Annotated in this window: 14 protein-coding genes and 1 other RNA gene; 7 read left to right on the plus strand and 8 right to left on the minus strand. The window is 71.1% G+C overall.

Annotated features, from left to right (window positions below; genetic code table 11):
* Window positions 1–154 precede the first annotated feature (154 nt).
* Complete coding sequence (locus FV230_RS02470; RefSeq protein WP_147841098.1) at window positions 155–1,999, plus strand: ABC transporter transmembrane domain-containing protein; 1,845 nt, start codon at window positions 155–157, stop codon at window positions 1,997–1,999.
* 65 nt (window positions 2,000–2,064) lie between these two features.
* Entirely contained in the window at window positions 2,065–3,090 is a 1,026-nt protein-coding gene (locus FV230_RS02475) for a D-cysteine desulfhydrase family protein (RefSeq protein ID WP_147841099.1), read from the plus strand.
* A 107-nt stretch (window positions 3,091–3,197) separates the two neighbouring features.
* Here the strand turns inward: FV230_RS02475 and FV230_RS02480 are convergent, their stop codons facing one another.
* The 6 genes from FV230_RS02480 to FV230_RS02505 all read right to left on the minus strand — a co-directional run bounded on the left by FV230_RS02480 (window position 3,198) and on the right by FV230_RS02505 (window position 8,481).
* Window positions 3,198–4,211, minus strand: a complete 1,014-nt coding sequence (locus tag FV230_RS02480; protein WP_147729081.1) for a peptidoglycan -binding protein — start codon at window positions 4,209–4,211, stop codon at window positions 3,198–3,200.
* Window positions 4,211–5,119, minus strand: a complete 909-nt coding sequence (locus FV230_RS02485) for a MotA/TolQ/ExbB proton channel family protein (RefSeq protein WP_243946301.1) — start codon at window positions 5,117–5,119, stop codon at window positions 4,211–4,213. The genes FV230_RS02480 and FV230_RS02485 overlap by 1 nt, the downstream gene beginning before the upstream one ends.
* A 268-nt stretch (window positions 5,120–5,387) precedes the next feature.
* Window positions 5,388–6,206, minus strand: coding sequence for a TIGR00282 family metallophosphoesterase (locus FV230_RS02490; protein ID WP_147841101.1), 819 nt, complete (start codon window positions 6,204–6,206; stop codon window positions 5,388–5,390).
* 2 nt (window positions 6,207–6,208) lie between these two features.
* Window positions 6,209–6,796 carry a 5-formyltetrahydrofolate cyclo-ligase gene (locus FV230_RS02495; protein ID WP_147841102.1) on the minus strand — a complete coding sequence of 196 codons (588 nt, stop codon included), beginning with the start codon at window positions 6,794–6,796 and terminating at the stop codon, window positions 6,209–6,211.
* Window positions 6,786–6,942, minus strand: a non-coding RNA gene (ssrS, locus tag FV230_RS02500) — 6S RNA. Before ssrS ends, FV230_RS02495 begins: the two co-directional genes overlap by 11 nt.
* 63 nt (window positions 6,943–7,005) lie before the next feature.
* A complete protein-coding gene (locus FV230_RS02505; RefSeq protein WP_348642119.1) occupies window positions 7,006–8,481 on the minus strand; it encodes a formyl transferase in 1,476 nt (491 codons plus the stop codon).
* Window positions 8,482–8,834: 353 nt separating this feature from the next.
* Between FV230_RS02505 and FV230_RS02510 the strand changes: the two genes are divergently transcribed.
* Window positions 8,835–10,937, plus strand: a complete 2,103-nt coding sequence (locus tag FV230_RS02510; protein WP_147841104.1) for an exopolysaccharide transport family protein — start codon at window positions 8,835–8,837, stop codon at window positions 10,935–10,937.
* A 10-nt stretch (window positions 10,938–10,947) separates the two neighbouring features.
* Entirely contained in the window at window positions 10,948–12,282 is a 1,335-nt protein-coding gene (locus FV230_RS02515; protein WP_246694696.1) for a VpsF family polysaccharide biosynthesis protein, read from the plus strand.
* Here FV230_RS02515 and FV230_RS02520 read toward each other — a convergent pair.
* Window positions 12,236–13,489, minus strand: a complete 1,254-nt coding sequence (locus tag FV230_RS02520; protein ID WP_147841105.1) for a cellulase family glycosylhydrolase — start codon at window positions 13,487–13,489, stop codon at window positions 12,236–12,238. The two genes, FV230_RS02515 and FV230_RS02520, sit on opposite strands and share 47 nt — an antisense overlap.
* A 2-nt stretch (window positions 13,490–13,491) precedes the next feature.
* Window positions 13,492–14,715, minus strand: coding sequence for a DUF1972 domain-containing protein (locus FV230_RS02525; protein WP_147841106.1), 1,224 nt, complete (start codon window positions 14,713–14,715; stop codon window positions 13,492–13,494).
* Window positions 14,716–14,929: 214 nt separating this feature from the next.
* Between FV230_RS02525 and FV230_RS02530 the strand changes: the two genes are divergently transcribed.
* The 3 genes from FV230_RS02530 (at window position 14,930) to FV230_RS02540 (ending at window position 18,607) form a co-directional block, all read left to right on the plus strand.
* Window positions 14,930–16,099, plus strand: a complete 1,170-nt coding sequence (locus FV230_RS02530; protein ID WP_246694698.1) for a glycosyltransferase — start codon at window positions 14,930–14,932, stop codon at window positions 16,097–16,099.
* Between the two features lie 388 nt (window positions 16,100–16,487).
* A complete protein-coding gene (locus FV230_RS02535) occupies window positions 16,488–17,483 on the plus strand; it encodes a sterol desaturase family protein (RefSeq protein ID WP_147841108.1) in 996 nt (331 codons plus the stop codon).
* A complete protein-coding gene (locus FV230_RS02540; protein ID WP_147841109.1) occupies window positions 17,480–18,607 on the plus strand; it encodes a GNAT family N-acetyltransferase in 1,128 nt (375 codons plus the stop codon). Before FV230_RS02535 ends, FV230_RS02540 begins: the two co-directional genes overlap by 4 nt.
* Window positions 18,608–18,650: the final 43 nt, after the last annotated feature.

An 18,650-nucleotide genomic window follows, 5' to 3' on the forward strand; every position in this document is an offset into this window, starting at 1 on the left:
TCGTGCGAACCGCTCATGCGAAGCCGACGGCCCGTCTTGGCGGCCCGCGGCCATTGCACACGCGCAATCGGAAGAAGGCGCGCGTATACCGCAGGCTCCGGCCGCTCACAAGCATGCTTGTCGCGCGGACGAGGGATGAAACACCAGAGGCGTGATGGCCCGCAAGAAGAACCCGCCCGCCGAAGGTCGCGACAAGGCCCCGCTGAGCTCGCTGCGGCCGCTGATCCCCTTCGCGGCGGCCTATCGCGGGCGGATCGTCGCCGCCTTCCTGTCGCTGCTGGCGGCCTCGGCCGCGACGCTGACGGTGCCGATCGCCATGCGCCGGGTGATCGATCACGGCTTCTCGCCCGAGGGCGAGAGCATGATCAACGCCTACTTCCTGGCGCTGCTCGGGGTCGTCGCGGTGCTCGCCCTGTCGAGCGCCGCCCGGTACTACACGGTGGTGACGCTGGGCGAGCGCGTGGTGGCCAATCTCCGCAGCGCCGTCTTCCGGCAGCTGACGCTGCTCGATCCCGCCTTCTTCGACAAGACGCAATCGGGCGAGATCGTCTCGCGGCTGACCGCCGACGCGACCCAGGTCAAGGCGGTGTTCGGCGTCTCGATCTCGATCCTGCTGCGCAACCTGTTCCTGTTCGTCGGCGCCGTCGCGATGATGGTGATCACCAGCCCGAGGCTGTCGGTGCTGGTGCTGGTCGCGATCCCGCTGATCGTGTTCCCGCTGATCGTTTCCGGCCGCGGCGTCCGACGCCGCTCGCGCGCGGCGCAGGACCGCCTCGCCGACGCCTCCGCTTACGCGGCGGAAGCGGTCGGCGCGGTCCGCACGATGCAGGCCTTCGGCATGGGCCGGGCCACCGCCGACCGCTTCGCGCAGGCCTCCGAGAACGCCTATTCGGCCGCCGGCGAATCGATCCGCGCCCGCGCGCTGCTCACCGGCGTGGCGATCTTCCTGATCTCGGCCTCCGTCGTCGGGGTGATGTGGTACGGCGCGCAAGGGGTGCTCGCCCACACCATGAGCGCCGGGCAGCTGTCGCAGTTCGTGCTCTACGCCGTCTTCGGCGCGAGCGCGCTCGGGCAGCTCTCGGAGGTCTACGGCGAGCTCGCACAGGCCGCGGGCGCGGCCGAGCGCCTCGGCGAGATCCTGGCCGCCGTGCCCGCGATCAAGCCGCCGGCCGATTCGGTGCCGATGCCGGTGCCGGCCCGCGGCGCCGTCGCGTTCGAGGCGGTGCGCTTCGCCTACCCGACCCGCGACATGACGGCCGCCCTCGACGGCATCGCCTTCACCGCGGCGCCCGGCGAGCGCATCGCCATCGTCGGCCCCTCGGGCGCCGGCAAGAGCACGGTGCTGCAGCTGCTGCTGCGCTTCTACGATCCGCAATCGGGCCGGGTGCTCGTCGACGGGGTCGACGTCGCGCGCGTCGACCCGGAGGCCCTGCGCGCCCGCATGTCGCTGGTGCCGCAGGACCCGACGGTGTTCTCGGGCTCGGTCGCCGAGAACATCCGCTACGGCCGGCCGCAGGCGAGCGACGCGGAGGTGCAGCGCGCGGCCGAGCTGGCCCATGCCGACGGCTTCATCCGCGCCCTGCCCCAGGGCTACGCCACGCCGGTGGGCGAGCGCGGCGTCACCCTGTCCGGCGGCCAGCGCCAGCGCGTCGCCATCGCCCGCGCGATCCTGAAGGACGCGCCGATCCTGCTCCTCGATGAGGCGACCTCGGCGCTCGATGCCGAGAGCGAGCGCGCAGTGCAGTCGGCGCTCGACGGGCTGATGCGCGGGCGCACGACCCTGGTCATCGCCCATCGCCTCGCCACCATCCGCGCCGCCGACCGCATCCTCGTCCTCGACGACGGCCGCATCGTCGAGGACGGCACCCACGAGAGCCTGCTGGCACAGGGCGCGCTCTACGCGCAGCTCGCCGCCCTGCAGTTCACCGATGCCCTCGACGAGACCGCGCGGGGCAAGGAGCCGCGCCTGCGCGGGGTAAGCGTCTCCGCCGCGGAGTAGCGTCGCGGTCGCGCAATCGGAGGTTGCCGGTTCAACCCGGCCGCGCGACGCGGTAGACCCGTGGCATGAGCCGTCTCGACCTTGCCCGCTTCCCCCGTCTCGCGCTCCTCGAGCGTCCGACGCCGATCCAGCCGCTCGACCGGCTCTCGGCTGCCCTGGGCCCGGCGCTTAACGGGGTCCGCCTGTTCGTGAAGCGCGACGACCTCGCGCCGATCGGCGGGGGCGGCAACAAGCTCAGGAAACTCGAGTTCCTGCTCGGGGCGGCCCGCGCCGAGAACGCCGATACCGTGATCACGGTCGGCGCGCTGCAATCGAACCATGCGCGCCTCACCGCCGCTGCCGCCGCGCGCGAGAACTTCGCTTGCGAACTCTTCCTGAGCCGGAGCGTGCCGCGCACCGACCCGGACTATGTCGGCAACGGCAACCGCTTCCTCGACGACCTGTTCGGCGCCCGCGTCCACGAATTGCCGGCCGACGCCGACTCGCTCGCCGCCGCCGAAGCCCGCGCGAACGCGCTGCGGGCCGAGGGGCGGCGGGTCTACGTGTTCCCGTCCGGCGGTTCGAGCGCGGTGGGCAGCCTCGGCTACGCCGCCTGCGCCGAGGAGATCGCCGGGCAGGCCGAGGCGATGGGCGTGACCTTCGCCCACATCCTCACCGCCAACGGCAGCGCCGGCACCCATGCCGGCCTCGCCGCCGGGCTATTCGCGATGGGTCGCGATCCGAGGCTCGCGAAGTCCTACGCGGTGCTCGCGGCGCAAGACCATGCCGAGGCCGAGACGCTGGCCAAGGCCAACGCGACCCTGGGGCTGCTGAAGCCTGGCGCGGCGCTGTCCGCTTCCGACATCGTGATCGACGGAAATCATCGCGGCCCGGGCTACGGCATCCCGACCGATGCGATGCGCGAGGCCGTGCGCCTGATGGCCCGCAGCGAAGGCGTGCTGCTCGATCCGGTCTACAGCGGCAAGGCCTTCGCCGGCCTGCTGCACGACGTCCGCGCCGGCCGCTACCGGCCGGGCGAGGCGGTGCTGTTCCTGATGACCGGCGGGGTGCCGGGGCTGTTCGCGTATCGAAGCGCGTTCGCCGAAGCGTAAGCCCCTGGAGCATTTCCCCTGATCCCCGGGTCACGGAAAATGCTCTATCGTGTCGTGGGATCACATTGTCTTCCCGCGAGCCGGGATCCACCTCGCTCGACAATGCTCTAGCGCTCGGTCAGCTTCAGCTCGATCCGGCGGTTCTTCGCGTAGGCCTCGTCGGTGGTGCCGGCGTCGAGCGGCTGAAACTCGCCGAAGGCGCCGGCGAGCAGCCGCTGCGGCGGCAGGCCCTTGCTCGCGAGGTACTGCACGACGGCGATGGCGCGCGCCGCCGAGAGCGACCAGTTCGACGGGAACTGCGCGCTGGCGATCGGGCGCGAATCGGTATGGCCGTCGACCCGCAGCACCCAGGGCAGGTCCGCCGGGATCTGCTTGGCGAGGTCGAGGATCGCCCCCGCGATCCGGTCGAGCTCCGGGCCGGCCTCGGCCTTCAGCGAGGCGGAGCCTGCCGGGAACAGCACCTCGGACTGCAGCACGAAACGGTCGCCGACGACGCGGATGTCGGTGCGATTGCCGAGGATCTGCCGCAACCGGCCGAAGAAGTCGGAGCGGTATCGGGCAAGCTCCTGCACCTTCTGCGCAAGTGCGACGTTGAGGCGGCTGCCAAGGTCGGCGATGCGGGCCTGGCTCTCGCGGTCGCGGCTCTCGGAAGCCGCGAGCGCATCCTCGAGCGCCGCGAGCTGGCGCCGCATCGCGCCGATCTGGTCGTTGAGCATGTCGATCTGCGACTGCGCCCGGCCGGCCGCGCCGCGCTCGGCCTGGAGCTGCCTGTCGAGGTCGCTTGCCTGGCCCTTGCTCGAGGCCGTCGCCGCGGCCTCGGCGCGGGCCCGGTCGCGCTCGGCCTCGGTCGCGAGCAGGGTGTTACGGAGCGCTTGCGCCGTCTCCTCCTGCCCGCGCCGGTTCGAGCGCTCGAGCGCCAGCAGGTCGGTGAGGTCGACGATCTGGCGGTTGAGCTTGGCCAGCACCGTGTCGCGCCCGGTCAGCTCCTGCGACAGGAAGAACTGGCCGACGACGAAGATCGTCAGCAGGAACACCACCGACAGGAGCAGCGTCGCCAGCGCATCGACGTAGCCCGGCCAGACGTTGACGCCGCGGTCGCGGCGGACGAGGCGGGAGGCCATCAGACCCGCTCGCGGCCGAGCCGGTCGAGCACCTGCTTCATCTCGCGCTCGCGGCCGGCTTGGGCCTCGACCCAGTCGCGGATCATCTGCTGCTCGGCGCGCATGTGCTGGACGAGCCCCTGGATGCCCTCGGCGAGGTTGGTCATCGCCAGCGTCGCCGCCCGCCCGTTGGCGCCTTCCGACACGACGGTGGTCAGGCGGTCGACGGCTTCCTGCAGCGCCTCGACCGCGACCGGCTCCTGCCGCGCCTGAACCGGCGCGGGCGCGGCCGCCTCCTCGCCCGAGACCAACCAGTCCTCCAGCTCGTTGTGGAAGCGGGCATGGGCCTGGCTCGCCTGCAGGTCGAGGAAGCCGGTGATGAGCGAGCTCGCCAAGCCGAACAGCGACGCCGAGAACGCCAGGCCGATGCCGCCGAGCGGCACGGCCAGCCCGTTCTTCAGCTCGTCGAACATCACGCTGGCCTCGCCGCCGCCACGCATCGACTTGATCACCGAGCCGACCGCCGAGAGCGTGTCGATGAGGCCCCAGAACGTGCCGAGCAGGCCGAGCAGGATCAGGATGCCGGCGATGTAGCGCAGGGTGTCGCGGCCCTCGTCGAGGCGCGCGGCGACGGTGTCGAGGAAGGCCCGCACCCCCGGTAGCGTCGCGCCGTCGCGCCGGGCCTGGATCGCCGGCACCAGCGGGACGACGAGGCGCGGCGGGCGCTTGGCCGCCTCCCCCGAGGCGACCGCGTTGACGTAGGACGCCTCGCGGTAGAGCCGGATCACCTGCCCGAAGGCCAGCAGCACCGCGATGAGGAGCACGCCGAGGATCAGGCCGTTGAGCCCCGGATTGGCCTGGAAGGCGGGCGTGATCTGGCGAAACAGGATGAAGGCGAGGAACCCGACCAGGATCAGGAAGACCAGCATCCGGACGAGGTAGATGCCCGGCTTCGCGATCGGTCTCCTGGCCGCCGGAATCGTGCCCGCCGGACTCTTGCCGATCGGCCTGTCCGCACTCGGCTGTGCGGGAAACGCGGTGTCGGAACGGGCGGCCATCGGTCGCGACTCTTCGGAAGGTGGCGCGAGGTCGTCTCCCGAAGATGATCGGCGGCCTCGATCGAGCAGGCCGGCACTGTGGCGTCAGCCTCCGATGCGATCAAGCCGCACGGCGCGCCTTCAGATCGTTCAGTGCGGACTAATCCCAATCCCGCGGCCAGGTCTCCTCGAGATGAGGCCCGAGGCGAACCGCCGAGACCGCGACGGCGAGGCCGGCCGCATTGGTCTCGACGGCGATGCCGCACAGGGTGCCCTCCCCTTGCGCCGCTTCGAGGCGGGCGCCCGGCGTCTTCTGCAGGAAGCGCCGCAGCGGCTCCTCCTTCTGCATGCCGAGCACCGAGTCGTAATCGCCGCACATCCCGGCATCCGTCAGGTAGGCCGTGCCTCCGGGCAGGATGCGGTGGTCGCCGGTCGGGACGTGGGTGTGGGTGCCGACGACGAGGCTGGCGCGGCCGTCGAGGAACACGCCGAAGGCCTGCTTCTCGCTGGTCGCCTCGGCATGGACGTCGACGATGACCGCATCGGCGGCCTCGCCCAGCGGGCAGGCGGACAGCTCGCGCTCGACCGCGGCGAAGGGGTCGTCCAGCGCGTCGATGAACAGCCGGCCCATCACGTTGACGACGAGGACGCGGGCGCCGGCCCGGGTCTCGACGATGGTCGCGCCCCGGCCCGGCGTGCCGGGCGGGTAGTTCGCCGGCCGGACCAGCTTCGGCTGGCGGGCGATGAAGACCAGCGCCTCGCGCTGATCGAAGGAGTGGTTGCCGAGCGTCACCGCGTCGGCGCCGGCTCCGAGGATCTCGTCGCAGATCGACTCGGTGATGCCGAACCCGCCGGCCGCGTTCTCGCCGTTCACGACCACGCAATCGAGCCGCCAGCGCTCGCGCAAGGCGGGAAGCCGGTCGGTGACGGCCTTTCGGCCGGGACGCCCGACCACGTCGCCGAGAAAGAGAAGCCGCATCGTCAGAGGTCTTTGGTGAGGGGAACGAACCCGGCCTCGGTCACGAGGTGGTCGAGGGGGCGATCGTGCGGCTCGGCCGGGACCCGCTGGATCTCCTGGACCGAGAAGGCGATGCCGATGGTCAGCACCGGGCCGCTGCGCGACAGTCGGCTGATCGCCTGGTCGTAGTAGCCGCGGCCGTAGCCGATGCGCTGGCCGCGCCGGTCGAAGGCGGCGAGCGGCACGATCAGGGCGGTCGGGTCGAGGGCCGGCAGGTCGTCGCGCGGCTCGCTGAGGCCGAAGCGGCCGGCGACCAGCGTCTCGCCCGCGCGCCACTCGCGGAACACCAGGCCGTCCGGCGTGACCTTCGGCAGCGCGACGCGCTGGCTGCGGGCGAACAGGCGCTCGATCAGCGGGCGCGGGTCGGCCTCGCTGCGGATCGGCCAGAACGCGCCGACGAGGGCGGCCTCGGCGAGGCCCGCGACCGTGAGGGCATGCTCGGCGATCGCGAGCGATCCGGCGCGCCGGGTCTCCGGGTCGAGGGCGTCGCGCCGTGCGAGCGCGTCGCTTCGCAGGGCGGCCTTGTCGGAGGAGGTCGAGTGCGGAGCCACGTGAGCCGTTGGAGGATCGATCCCGGGAAACCTACAGTGTAGGTGGGCGCCGTGTTGGCCAAGTCCAGGGACGAGGCCAGGGACAGCTCCCGGGGGAGTCGATAAGGCCCCGGGGAAAGTGCTCCTGACGGACTCTGCAGCCCCGCCCGACACATGTAGCGGTGCGCCCCCGTCCGCGCCAGGGGGCGCGAGCGCCGAGCGTCGCGAAATCAGCGGCCGAGCAGGGTGCGCAGGCGGGGCGAGCGCGCCGACCCGTCAATGCATTCGAGCGTCGCCGACCGGTTGAGGGTGTGGAGGCGGGTGCCGGGCCAGGACGGGCCGGCGGTCAGCCTCGTCTCGACGGTCTGCGCGTAGCCCTCCGCGTCGAGGCGGTCGATCCGGGCGAGCGCCAGCGCTCGGCCGTAGCCCTCGGTGCAATCCTGGATCGGGCGGATCAGGGCTCCGTTGCGCGCGACGATGCGTCCGGCCGGCCGCGCCGAGGCGACGTCGACCAGCACCGGGTTGTGGGCATGCGGCGTCCAGGGCCCGCGGAAATCCGGTGCCGACCAGAGATGGAGCGCATCCGAGTACGAGCCGCTGCCGAGCGCCGCGCCGAGCGGCGCATCGCGGACGGTCGCGAACATCCACCACAGGCCGCCATGCTCGACCAGGGTCGCGTCGCTGGCGACGACGCCGGAGACCAGCGTCGCCTCCTTCACCCAGCCGCCCGGAAAGGCGGTGGCGCGGTAGAGGTCGATCGTGCCGGCGCTGCCGGTCTCGGGCACCATCCAGGCCTCGCCCGCGCGCTCGAACACGAACGGATAGGAGAGGTGATGGGCCTCCTCCAGCACCGGAACCGGCACGCCGATCGGGCCGTCGGCCGAGAACCGTACCGCCGAGACGATGCCCTTGGCCGTCGCGTGGACGAAATCCTCGACGAACAGCCAGGTCTCGCCGCGATGATCGAGGGGGAACGGGTCGGCGTAGAAGCGCCGGCCGTCGTCGGGCAGGGTGGTCCAGCCGGTGTCGGGGTGCCGGCGAAGGTCGATCACGTCCGGCCCGTCGAGCCGGCGCCAGCCGACCCGCCAGTGCGGGGCATGGTAGCACAGGTGGTAGAGCCGCTGCGCGACGGCGTGGGCGAGGATGCGCCCGGTGCGTGACAGGATCTGGGGGGCCGTGAGCTCGGCCGGTGGTGCCGCGATCCCGGGGCGTCCCGTCGCGGGGCCGCCCTCGTGGCGCCCGGCGAGCGCTGCCGCCAGCAGGGACACCGTGCGGATCAGCGCGTCGTCGAAGGAGGTCAGCATCACCCCGCGGCGTTCGGTGCCCGCGCGACCCGATGCGACGAGCCGGCTCCCGTCGGCGAGCGCCATCATCGGGGCCCGCCCGGCCAGGAGGCTCGCGAGCAGACCGGCCTCGCCCGGCCGGCCGTCGTAGGACAACCGCCAGATCGAGCCGGCCTCCGCGGCGGCGACGTCGCCGCAGAGGTCGACGATCAGATCCGGCCGCGCATGCCCGGTCGCCCGCCACGCGGACAGGTCGCGATCCTGCGCCGGCGACGAGGCGCCCGATCGCGGCAGGCGGTGGATCAGCGTCTCGAGCGAGAACAGCAGGTCGGCGTTGGCCGGCCACGCGTCCGGCCCGGGGCGCGCATCGATCTCGATCGCGTCGACGCCCGGCAGGACGGCGATCCGACGGAGCAGGTGCACGTGCCAAAGGCGCGGCCTCCGACCGTCGAGACGCAACCTGAGACGCATGCCGCCGACCGATCCCTCTCGAACGTTCCGGCGAACGCCGCGTCCCCGCCCGTCGCGTTCGGCGCCAGGAACCGGGATACCCGGTGCAATCCGTCGTTGCGATCTATCACCAATTTCGTGACTGAGAAGATAACCTTGAAGACAGAGGCCGCCGACCGATCGACATTAACCCTTACCCGAAGAAGCGAGGTCCGAACCCGGGGTGCTACGCAGTCTTGAGGGATTTTCATTCAGTTGCGCGCACCTTGCAGTATCCGGTCAGGCGTCCGTAAAACTGACCCAATTTGACACGACGGTGGCCCACGGTGGCACAGCTGAACAGAAACCTTGCCGTTTCGGCCTGGATCGAGCCGGTCGCGCCCGAGCGCGTGGTGACATCCAAGCCCGAGACCACGGCCGAGCTCGGCGACCTGTGGCGCATCCTGTTCCGGCGCTGGAAGCTGATCCTCGGCACGGCAAGCGTGCTGGGCTTGGCGGCCCTGGCCTACGCCGTCCTCACGCCGTCCCTCTACACGGCGACCGCGCAACTCCTGATCGATCCGCGCGACCGCGTCGTCGTGAACAACGACGTCAATCCCGGAGCGCTGTCGCCCGACGGCGGCGTGACGCAGGTCGAGAGCCAGGTCCGCGTGATCGAATCGGACACCGTGCTGTCGCGCGCCATCGCCGAGACCGGGCTGGACAAGGATCCCGAGTTCGGTGCGGCGTGCACTGGCATCGTCGGGCGCGCCGTGCGCTCCGTCCGCGAGATGATCGCCGGGCCGCAGCCGGACAAGGTCGTCGACGCCCGCGGGCAGTCCCTCGACCGGCTTCGGCGCAAGCTCGCGGTGAAGCGTGCCGACAAGGTCTTCGTCGTCGACGTGATCGTCACCACCACCGATCCGGACAAGTCGGCGCGGATCGTCAACGCCATCGCCAAATCCTACCTGTCGGACCAGACCGAGGCCCGGGCCGAGGGCGCCAAGCGCGCATCGGGCGAGCTGCGCGCCCGCCTCGACGACCTGCGCAACGCCGTGAACCAGGCCGACCTGCGGCTGGAGGACTACAAGGCGAAGAACGGCCTGATCGCGTCCAGCGGGCGCCTCGTCGGCGAGCAGCAGCTCACCGACAGCAACGCCCGCGTGGTCGCGGCCCGAACCCGCACGGCCGAGGCGCGCGCCCGCCTCCAGGGCGTCAAGGACGCGCGCGGCCGGCCCTTCGCCGCCGGCGCGACGCCCGAGGCGATCCAATCCTCGGTGATCGACCGCCTGCGCGGCCAGTACGCCGAGCTGGCGAGCAAGGAGGCGGACCTGCGCACCAATCTCGGCGAGCGGCACCCGTTCATCGCGGCGACGCGGGCGCAGATGCAGGACGTGAAGCAGCTGATCGACGGCGAGCTCGGCCGCATCGCCCAGGCCGCGGAGTCGGAGTATCAGCGGGCGCAGGCCAACGAGCGCACGCTCACCGCCGACCTCGAGAAGCTCCAGAAGCAATCCGCGGTCAGCGCCCAGTCGAGCATCCGCCTGCGCGAGCTGGAGCGCGACGTCGACGCGAGCCGCACCGTCTACAACAACTTTCTCGTGCGCTCGCGCGAGCTGAAGGAGCAGACCGGGATCGACAGCACGAACGCCCGCGTCATCACCTGGGCGCGCCCGCCGGCGGACGCCTCCTGGCCGCCGCGGCTGTTCCTGGTGCTTGCGGCCTCGCTCGCCGGCCTCGGCCTCGGCACCGGCTTCGCCCTGGTTCGGGAATATGCCGAGCCGACGGTGCTGTCGCAGCGCCAGCTCGAGCGCCTGTCGAACGCGCCGGTCGTCGCGACCCTGCCGCGCCTGCGCCGCCGGAGCGACGGCGCCAGCGCGTCGGCCGCGGGCTTCACCCTCGACCACCTCCACGAATCGACCGATGGCGGCCGCTCGATCAGCATCCTCGTCACCTCCGGCGAGGCGGACGACGCCGACCGCAAGGCGGTGATCGACCTGCTCGCCTCCGTCGCGGTGGCGCGCGGCGAGCGGGTGCTGATCGTCGACGCCGACATGCGGATCGACGATTCGAGCGTCGGCGGCCTCCTCGACGTGCTCCGCGGCGAGCAGAGCCTGAACGCCGTCACCCGCCTCGACCCCGCGACGGGCGCGCGTCGGATGGGCATGGGCGACGCGCAGAAGCCGGTGCGCGACGCGTTCCTGCGCACCAACGTCGAGCGCTTCCTCGCCGGGGTGAAGGGGCGCTACGAGCTGGTCATCCTCGACGGCGGCGTCTTGTCCGAGAACCTGCGGATCGGGCCGGTCGCGGCGGCCGCCGACCGCCTGCTGCTGATCGTGCGCAACGGCGCCACCCGCCAGCGCGACCTCCTCAGCCTCGTCGGCACCTCGGAGGCCCTGGGCCGGCCGGTCTCCGGCTCGCTGCTGCTCGACGCGCGCGCGGCGAGCTGAGGAACCGATCGTGACGCAGGCGTACCGCCCGACGACGCCGGCGCACGCGGCCCGGCGGCAGCCGCAGGCGTTCCCGCTGCCCTCCCTCTCGCGGTTCGAGTCCTGGGCCCTGGTCGTGCTCGCCCTGATCACCTGCGGCCTGTCGGGCGGCATGCTCTGGGCCGTGGGCATCAACTACGACGGCATCACCGGCTCGGCGGCGCAGAAGGTCCATCCCGCGACCTACCTCGCGGTGTTCCTGTTCGGCTGGACGATGCTGCGGGCCGGCAACCCGGTGATCCCGATGGCGGCGGCGGCCGAGCGGCGTCCCGCGAGCGTGCTGCTCTGCCTCGTCGGCTTCGGGCTGCTCGCCTTCATCGCCTCGCGGAACGGGACCGGGCTTGCCGGCTCGCTCGACACCTACGTGCTCACCGGCCTCGTCGTGATCCTGATGGCCGACCGGGACGCGATCACCATGCGGCACGTGGAGATCGTGGTGCACGCGGTCATGGTCGCCAACGCCGCGCTCGGCCTCGTCGAGTTCGTGAGCGGCCAGCGCTTCTTCCCGTTCCGCATGGACGGGCAGGCCTTCGACACCGACACGCGCTCGGCGGCGCTGCAGGGCCATCCGCTGGCCAACGCGACGTTGACCGCCTGCTACATCCTCGCCCTGTTCAACGGCGGCGGCCAGCTCCGTCCGATCACCCGCGCCGGCTTCATCACCCTGCAGCTGGTGGCGCTGATCACCTTCGGCGGACGCTCGGCGACGGTGGTGACGCTGTGCTTCGGCAGCGTCTTCGCGGTGGTCGCCCTCAACCGGGCGCTCCGCACCGGGCGCGTGCCGCTGCTCGGGGCGGCGATCGCCGTGTTGATGCTGACGATGGTGCCGATCGTCGTCGGCGGGCTCGCCGTCGGCGGCTTCTTCGACGCGCTGCTCGAGCGCTTCGTCTCGGACGGCGGCAGCGCCAATGCCCGCGTCGAGATGCTGGCGATCTTCGATGCGATCCCGTTCCGCGATCTCCTGGTCGGGCCCGATCCGTCGATCGTCGACACCCTGCGTCGGATGTACGGCCTCGAATGGGGCATCGAGAACCCGATCGTGCGCAGCCTCCTCTACAACGGCGTCGCGATGACGGTGCTGCTGATCGTCGCGATCGCGCTGTTCCTCTACGAGGTGGCGCGGCAGTGCCGGCACGGCGTGTTCCTGCCGATCCTCGCCTTCGTCGTGCTGATCAACACCTTCGAGAGCATCGGCGGGAAGACGACCCTCCTCGCCAAGTTCGCGCTGATGCTGCTGGTGCTGTACCCGCGCCGCCCGCTCAGCGCCTCGCCGTCCCCGGCATCGTCAGGCCCAGCGCGGCGATGATCGCGGGATCGATGCGGTGGGCGTCGTCCATCAGGCCGAGCCCGTCGAACAGGTTCCAGAACGCCCAGGCGAAGCCCGCGGCCTCCGCCGCCTCGCGGACGTCGCGGATGTAGCGGGCGCGATCGGGGGCGCGCGACGCGACGTAGCGCGCATCGCTCCTCAGGGCGCCGAACTCCCCCATCAGGATCCGTCGCGGCGCGACGCCGTAGAGGTCGGCCCAGGTTCGGATGTCGGCGAGATTGCGATCGAGGTAGCCGCGGTCCGGGTCGGCGGCGAAGTACTCCTTCATCTTCGTCTCGGTGACGGCGTAGGCCGCCGCCTTGTCCGCGTCGGAGGTCGCGGTGTCGGCGCGCATGCGGGCGCGGACCGCCGCCAGCGTCGCGTCGAGCGTACCCGCGCGCGCCGGCCACGGCACGTCGTTGAGCGCCCGATAGATCGGCTCGTCCTTCATCCAGGGCGCGCCCTGGTGCGAGAACAGATAGGGCTCGTAGAAGTGGAAGGTGAAGAGCACCGGAGCGAGGGCGGCGAAGGAGGCGGGATCGAGGGTGGTGAGGCCCGAGCCCAGGCCGCCGCAGGCGCCGGTCGCGACCAGCGTCATGGCGGGCGCCGCCTTCCGCGCCGCGCCGAGGAGCGCCGCCTGCACCCGGTTCCAGGCCACCGCCCCGCAGGCCTGCGGCGGCTCGTTGACCGGTTCCAGGGCGATGCGGCCGGGCGCCCGCCCGCCGAAGCGCCGGGCGAGCTCGACGACGACGTCGCGGTAGGCGGGAAGCAGCGGCGCCGTCGCCGTCCCGTAGAACCGATCGGGGTTGTAGTGGTGGGTCGCGGCGTTGGCCTGGACGTTCAGCACCAACGACAGCCGGCTCGCGAGGATCAGGTCGACCGCCTCCGACAGCATCGCGAACAGCCGCTCCCGCTGCGCGCCGGCGAAGGCGGCGAACGGGCCGGGATCGATCGGCAGGCGCACGAAATCGAATCCGGCCTCCGCCAGCTGCCGCAGGTCGCCGGCATTCGGCACCGGGCGGTCGGGCTGGAACGGCGGCCAGGCGTAGTCGGTGCGCGGCGCGGGGTATTCCCGGGTCAGCGAGAACCACGGCCACAGGCTGATGCCACGGCGCAGCACCACCGGCTCGGGCGTCGCGGCTGCGACCGGCCCGGCGAGCGTCATGGCGAGCGCGCCGCCGATCACCGTACGGCGGTCCGTCGCCATCGTCAGGCGACCGGATCCGCCGCGGCGCCGGCCGTCCGGCGGAGCGGCAGGCCGCCCGCACCCGGGCGCATCGCCGGCACATCGTCCGTGATCGGCTCGGACATCGGCGGGTATCCGCCGAGCCGGCGCGCCTCGCGCTCGTAGGCGGCCAGGATGTCGTTCCACGAAAAGGCGGCGGACCTCCGCCGGGCCGCTGCACGGGCGGCCGCGACGGCCGCGTCGTCGCCGAGAACGGTCTCGATCGCCCGCTCGCATCCGTCCACGTCGGAGAAGTAGAACTGGCCGTCGCCCGCAGTGCCGCGATTGAAGGCGTTGTCGTGCGCGATCACCGCATTGCCGGCCCACAGGGCCTCGACCAGCGAAGGGTTGGTGCCGCCGACCGTGTGCCCGTGTAGGTAGGCGCGGGCATGGTGGCGCAGCGCCTGGACCGTCTCGGCCTCGTAGATCGCGCCTGGGAACACCACGCCCTCCCCTGCCGCTCGCCGCAACGCCCGGTGGTAGGCGTTGCTCGGGTCGAACGTGCCGAGCACCACCAGCTTGGCAGAGCGCGGCTTCCTTGAGAACGCCTCGACGAAGGCCAGCACGTTGTTGTCGGGCTCGATCCGCGCGATCGAGACGAGGAATCGATCGGGTTCGAGCCCGAGCGTCCGGATCGGCGCTTCCTTCGGCGCGCGGATCGGGTCGCCGCCGTAGGGGATCGTCGCGATCGACCGGCGCGGACGGCGGGTCGCGAGATGGTCGGCGATCGCCGGGTGGTCGGCGATCAGCCGGTGCGAGCTCCAGGCCGCGATCCACTCGCTCACCCAGAAGAACGCCCGCACCGCCAAGGACCATTTCGGGCGCCGCCACTCGATGCCGTCCATGTTGGTCAGGATCGTGGCGCCGCGCAGCCTGAGATACGGCAGGAAGATCGCCCCGTTGTAGCCGAGCACGAGGCAGACGCCGCCGCGCGTCACCGCGTCGTGCGCGCAGAACGCGTCGAAGGCCAACGTCGCCGCCGGGCCGGTCGCGGCGACCTCCACGGTGATCAGCTCGATCCCCCGCCACATCGTGGTGGAGACGCGCCGCCCGACCCGCTCGACATCCCGCTCGCAGTAGACGCCGACGCGCCAGCCGCGCGCGGCGAGATGCAGCGCGAGCCGTTCCGCGAACGTCTCGAACCCGCCATGCGACGCAGGGATGCCGCGCGTCCCAAGAATTAGGAGCGCCGGCGCAAGATCCCGCATACGCGAACCCCTTCCGATTTCAGTCAACTTCCGGTATGCGAGAAGACTTACTAACGAAGCGTCTCCGGAATACAACCATTAGTTGTTGTATCAGTGGTTAATTCAACTTATGCGTGCTGATCCAATACTTCGGACCGGGTATTCTTTCACGGACGGGAATGTTCGGGCGCCGGGCGGGTTCCTCGCCGCGCGGGACGGACGCGCCGTCCGCCGCATCACCTGCGTGCATCAGGGCTACGAGCTCTACGGATCGGATCGCAGCTTCTGCGAGACGGTGCGGACGATCCGCGAGGCCTATCCGCAGGCCTGGATCGACGTGGTGCTGCCCAAGGCTGGCCCGATCGTCGCGATGCTGGAGGACGCCGCGTCGCGGATCGTGATCGAGCCGATCTGGGTGCTGCGCCGGCGCAACCTGCTGCGGCTGGCGACGCTCGGCATGGCAGCCCTGCCCTTCGCCGTCGCCCGCGCGCTCCGGCGCATCCGGGCCAGCGATCTCGTCTACGTGAACACCACCGTCGTGGCGGACTACCTGCTGGCCGCGCGGCTCCTGCCCGGCCGAACCGTCGTCCATGTCCATGAGATTCCGGAGGGGGCGACCCTGACGGTGCTGCGCAACCTGATCCGCTGGAGCCGGGCGAACATCATCTTCAACTCGCGGGCGACGCAGGCCGCCTTCGCGATGCCGAGGGATGCGACCGTGCGCGTGGTCTACAACGGCATCGCCGGCCCGGCCCTGCCCAACACCGCGCGCTACGACGGCAGCCGTCCGCTGCGCCTGCTGATGCTCGGCCGGATCAGCCGCATCAAGGGCCAGGAGGTCTTGGTCGAGGCGATCCGGCGGCTGCCGGAGGCGATCCGGTCGCGCATCGAGCTGAAGATCGTCGGCAGCGCCTTCGAGGACGACGCCCGCGAGGCGGCGCTGGCCGCACAGGTCGCCGAGGCCGGACTGTCGGGGCAGGTCACCTGCTCGCCGTTCGTCGCCGACCCCGCTTCGCTCTACCGCTGGGCGGACGTGGTCACGGTGCCGTCGCAGCTGCCGGAGTCGCTCGGACGCGTCGCGATCGAGGCGCTGGCCTACGGCATCCCGCCGTTGGTCTCCGGCATCGGCGGCCTCACCGAGATCGTCGAGGATCGCGCGACCGGATGGGTCGTGCCCCCCGGCAACGTCGAGGCCTTGTCGCGGGCGCTCGCCGAGATCGTCACCCGCCCGGACCTGTGGACGGGGTATCCGGCGGCGGCGCGCGCCCGCTACGAGCGCATCTTCGACGAGAAGCTCGCGGCCGAGGGAATCGCGGCGATGCTGCGCCTGACCTTCCAGGGCGAGCCCGCCCGTGTGCCCGGCACCCGCACGCCGGCGAACGCCCCGTCGAACTCCGCCGGCTGACGGGGGCGGTCCGCCCGACCGCCGGACCTGCGAAGCCCGCCGGCATCGGCCCTCTTGTGCGTGCTCTGCGCAACGCTCCGTTAGCCAAGACCGAAGCCGGTCGCCGGCATGCTCGACCCGGCCCGGAACCGGTTTCGAAACGAAGTCTTGACGATACGGTCGAGCTTACAGCCTCCGGTGATCGCTTCGTAAGTATTCTCCTGCGATCGTTTCGGCGGACGTTGTTCCATCGTTCGACCGCACGCGGTATTGCTGTTCCTCATCCACTGCACATCGCGCCTGCGGTTGCGACACTCACACGATCTCGCCGGATCGCGTTCGCGCTCCGGTTTTCCGTGCTTCGACCCGCTTTCGGCCCCATGGCCGGCACGGGCATGAGAGATGGGATATGATCAGCACCTTCATCGAGCAGATCCTCGATCGCATCTCGGCCGCCAACCTCCTCGCCGCCGGCCTCCTGCTCGCGACCGCCCTCGGTTGCGCCGTGATCGCCTATTGGCGGACCGTCGAGGAGAAGTCCTTCGCAGAGTTCTTCGAGTTTTTGCTGCCGCACGAGGTGATCACCCACCCGTCCGCGCGCGCCGACCTGCTGTTCTACATCACCCGCAAGGCGATCATGCCGTTCCTGCTGATTCCGGCGGGCGTGACCTTCGTCGTCGCGGTCGGCTACGCGACCAACAAGATCGTCGGCACGATGTTCGGCATCGATGCGCCGCTGATGGGCGGGTCGCCGGGCCCGATCACGGTGATCGTCTTCACCGTGACCATGCTGCTCGCCTACGACATCTCCTATTACCTGTATCACACCGCTCAGCACCGGTTCCCGTTCCTGTGGGAGCTGCACAAGGTCCACCATTCGGCCGAGGTGATGGTCGGCATCACCAAGGATCGCGTCCACCCGCTCGACGAGCTGATGAACCGCGCCTGGGACGGCGTCATCCCCGGCATCTGCTTCGGGTTGTGGACCTTGATCGCACTCAACCCGGTGGAAGTCACGGTGTTCGGCGTCAACGTCTACATCATGCGCAACATCCTGATGATGGACTTCGTCCGGCACACGCATTTCAAGATCTCGTTCGGCAAGCTCAACAACCTGATCCTGTGCCCGCACTGGCACCAGCTGCACCACAGCACCAACCCGCGCCACTACGACAAGAACTTCGGGCTGCTGTTCTCGTTCTGGGATCGGGTCTTCGGAACCCTGTGCGTTCCCGAGCCGAACGAGAGCTTCAAGTTCGGCCTCGTCGACCGCGACGTGCGCGACTACCAGTCGCTGAACGGCCTCTACATCCTGCCGCTTAAGAAGATGTGGCGGGTCGTCAAGCGCCGCTTGAAGCCGCGTCGCGCCGCCCCGATCCAGGCCCGGGAAGGGTCGCAGCCGTGAGCGCGGAGCGTTTCGAGATCGTCCGCACGGGCGAGCGGCTCGCCGAGGTCGGCCCGGCCTGGACCGCCCTGTGGCGTGAATCCGGTGCGCTGGTGTTCCAGAGCCAGGCCTGGATCGCCGCATGGTGGGCGACGGTGCCGGATCGGGAGCGGCGCGCCTTGCAGATCGTGCTGGCCTGGCGCGGCGACGCCCTGGTCGCGGTGCTGCCGATGGCGACCTGCCGGCGGAAGGGGCTGCGCCTGCTCGAATGGGCGGCCAAGGACCACACCGATTACGGCGACGCCCTCCTGGCCGGCGACGATCCCGGTCTCCTGCGGCGGATGTGGGGGCATCTCTCGGCCGCCGGCGGGTTCGACCTGGTCTACCTGAACCGCCTGCTTCCGGGTGCGAAGGCACGGGCGCTGCTCGATCCGAGCCAGGCGGCCGGCGTGCGCCTGCGACCGAACCATCGCAGCGAGGTCAGCTTCCGCGTCGCCGGCGATTGGCCGACGGGCGAGGCCTGGGTCGCGGCGCAATCGAAGAAGACCCGCCAGAATTATCGTCGCGGCCAGAAGTTCATCGGCGAATCCGGTCCGTTGCGCTTCCGCGTGCTGCCGCCCGACGCGCCGATGGAGCCGGTGCTGCTGCGGCTCGCCGACCTGAAGCGCAAGTGGCTCGCCGGCAACCAGCTCGAATCGAACCTCTACGACGAGGGGTCGCCGGCGCTCTCCGCCCTGGTGCGGGTGCTGGCCGAGACCGGCCTGCTGCGCGCCTTCGTGCTCGAATGCGATGGCGTCATCGTCGCGGTGTCGATCAACTTCGTCCAGGCCGGCACGATGATGGCCTTCGTCACCACCTACGATCCGGCGTTCGAGCGCGGCTCGCCCGGCATGGTGCTGATGATGGACTACATCCAGTGGTCGATCGACCAGGGGCTGCACACCGTCGACTTCCTGTGCGGGGCCGAGGCGTTCAAGAGCCGTTTCGCCACCACCAGCGTCACGCTCGACGCCTTCATGGGCCGCAGGACGCTGCCGGGCGCCGCCGCGATGATGCTCGATTCCTGGAACCTCGTGGTCCGCGAGATGCGCCGCCGCAGCGGCACGCCGCCGCCGCAGGTTGCAGCGGCGAGCGAAGCCGCCTGAACCCGGAACGCCGGCGTCCGTTCACGCGGCGGCCGCCGGTGCC

Source organism: Methylobacterium sp. WL6, assembly GCF_008040095.1.
Lineage (GTDB): Bacteria > Pseudomonadota > Alphaproteobacteria > Rhizobiales > Beijerinckiaceae > Methylobacterium.

Coding starts and splice junctions, on each gene's coding strand:
- FV230_RS02470 (WP_147841098.1), top strand. CDS start 155: ATGGCCCGCAAGAAGAACCCGCCCGCCGAAGGTCGCGACAAGGCCCCG.
- FV230_RS02475 (WP_147841099.1), top strand. CDS start 2,065: ATGAGCCGTCTCGACCTTGCCCGCTTCCCCCGTCTCGCGCTCCTCGAG.
- FV230_RS02480 (WP_147729081.1), bottom strand. CDS start 4,211: ATGGCCTCCCGCCTCGTCCGCCGCGACCGCGGCGTCAACGTCTGGCCG.
- FV230_RS02485 (WP_243946301.1), bottom strand. CDS start 5,119: ATGCTGGTCTTCCTGATCCTGGTCGGGTTCCTCGCCTTCATCCTGTTT.
- FV230_RS02490 (WP_147841101.1), bottom strand. CDS start 6,206: ATGCGGCTTCTCTTTCTCGGCGACGTGGTCGGGCGTCCCGGCCGAAAG.
- FV230_RS02520 (WP_147841105.1), bottom strand. CDS start 13,489: ATGGCGACGGACCGCCGTACGGTGATCGGCGGCGCGCTCGCCATGACG.
- FV230_RS02525 (WP_147841106.1), bottom strand. CDS start 14,715: ATGCGGGATCTTGCGCCGGCGCTCCTAATTCTTGGGACGCGCGGCATC.
- FV230_RS02535 (WP_147841108.1), top strand. CDS start 16,488: ATGATCAGCACCTTCATCGAGCAGATCCTCGATCGCATCTCGGCCGCC.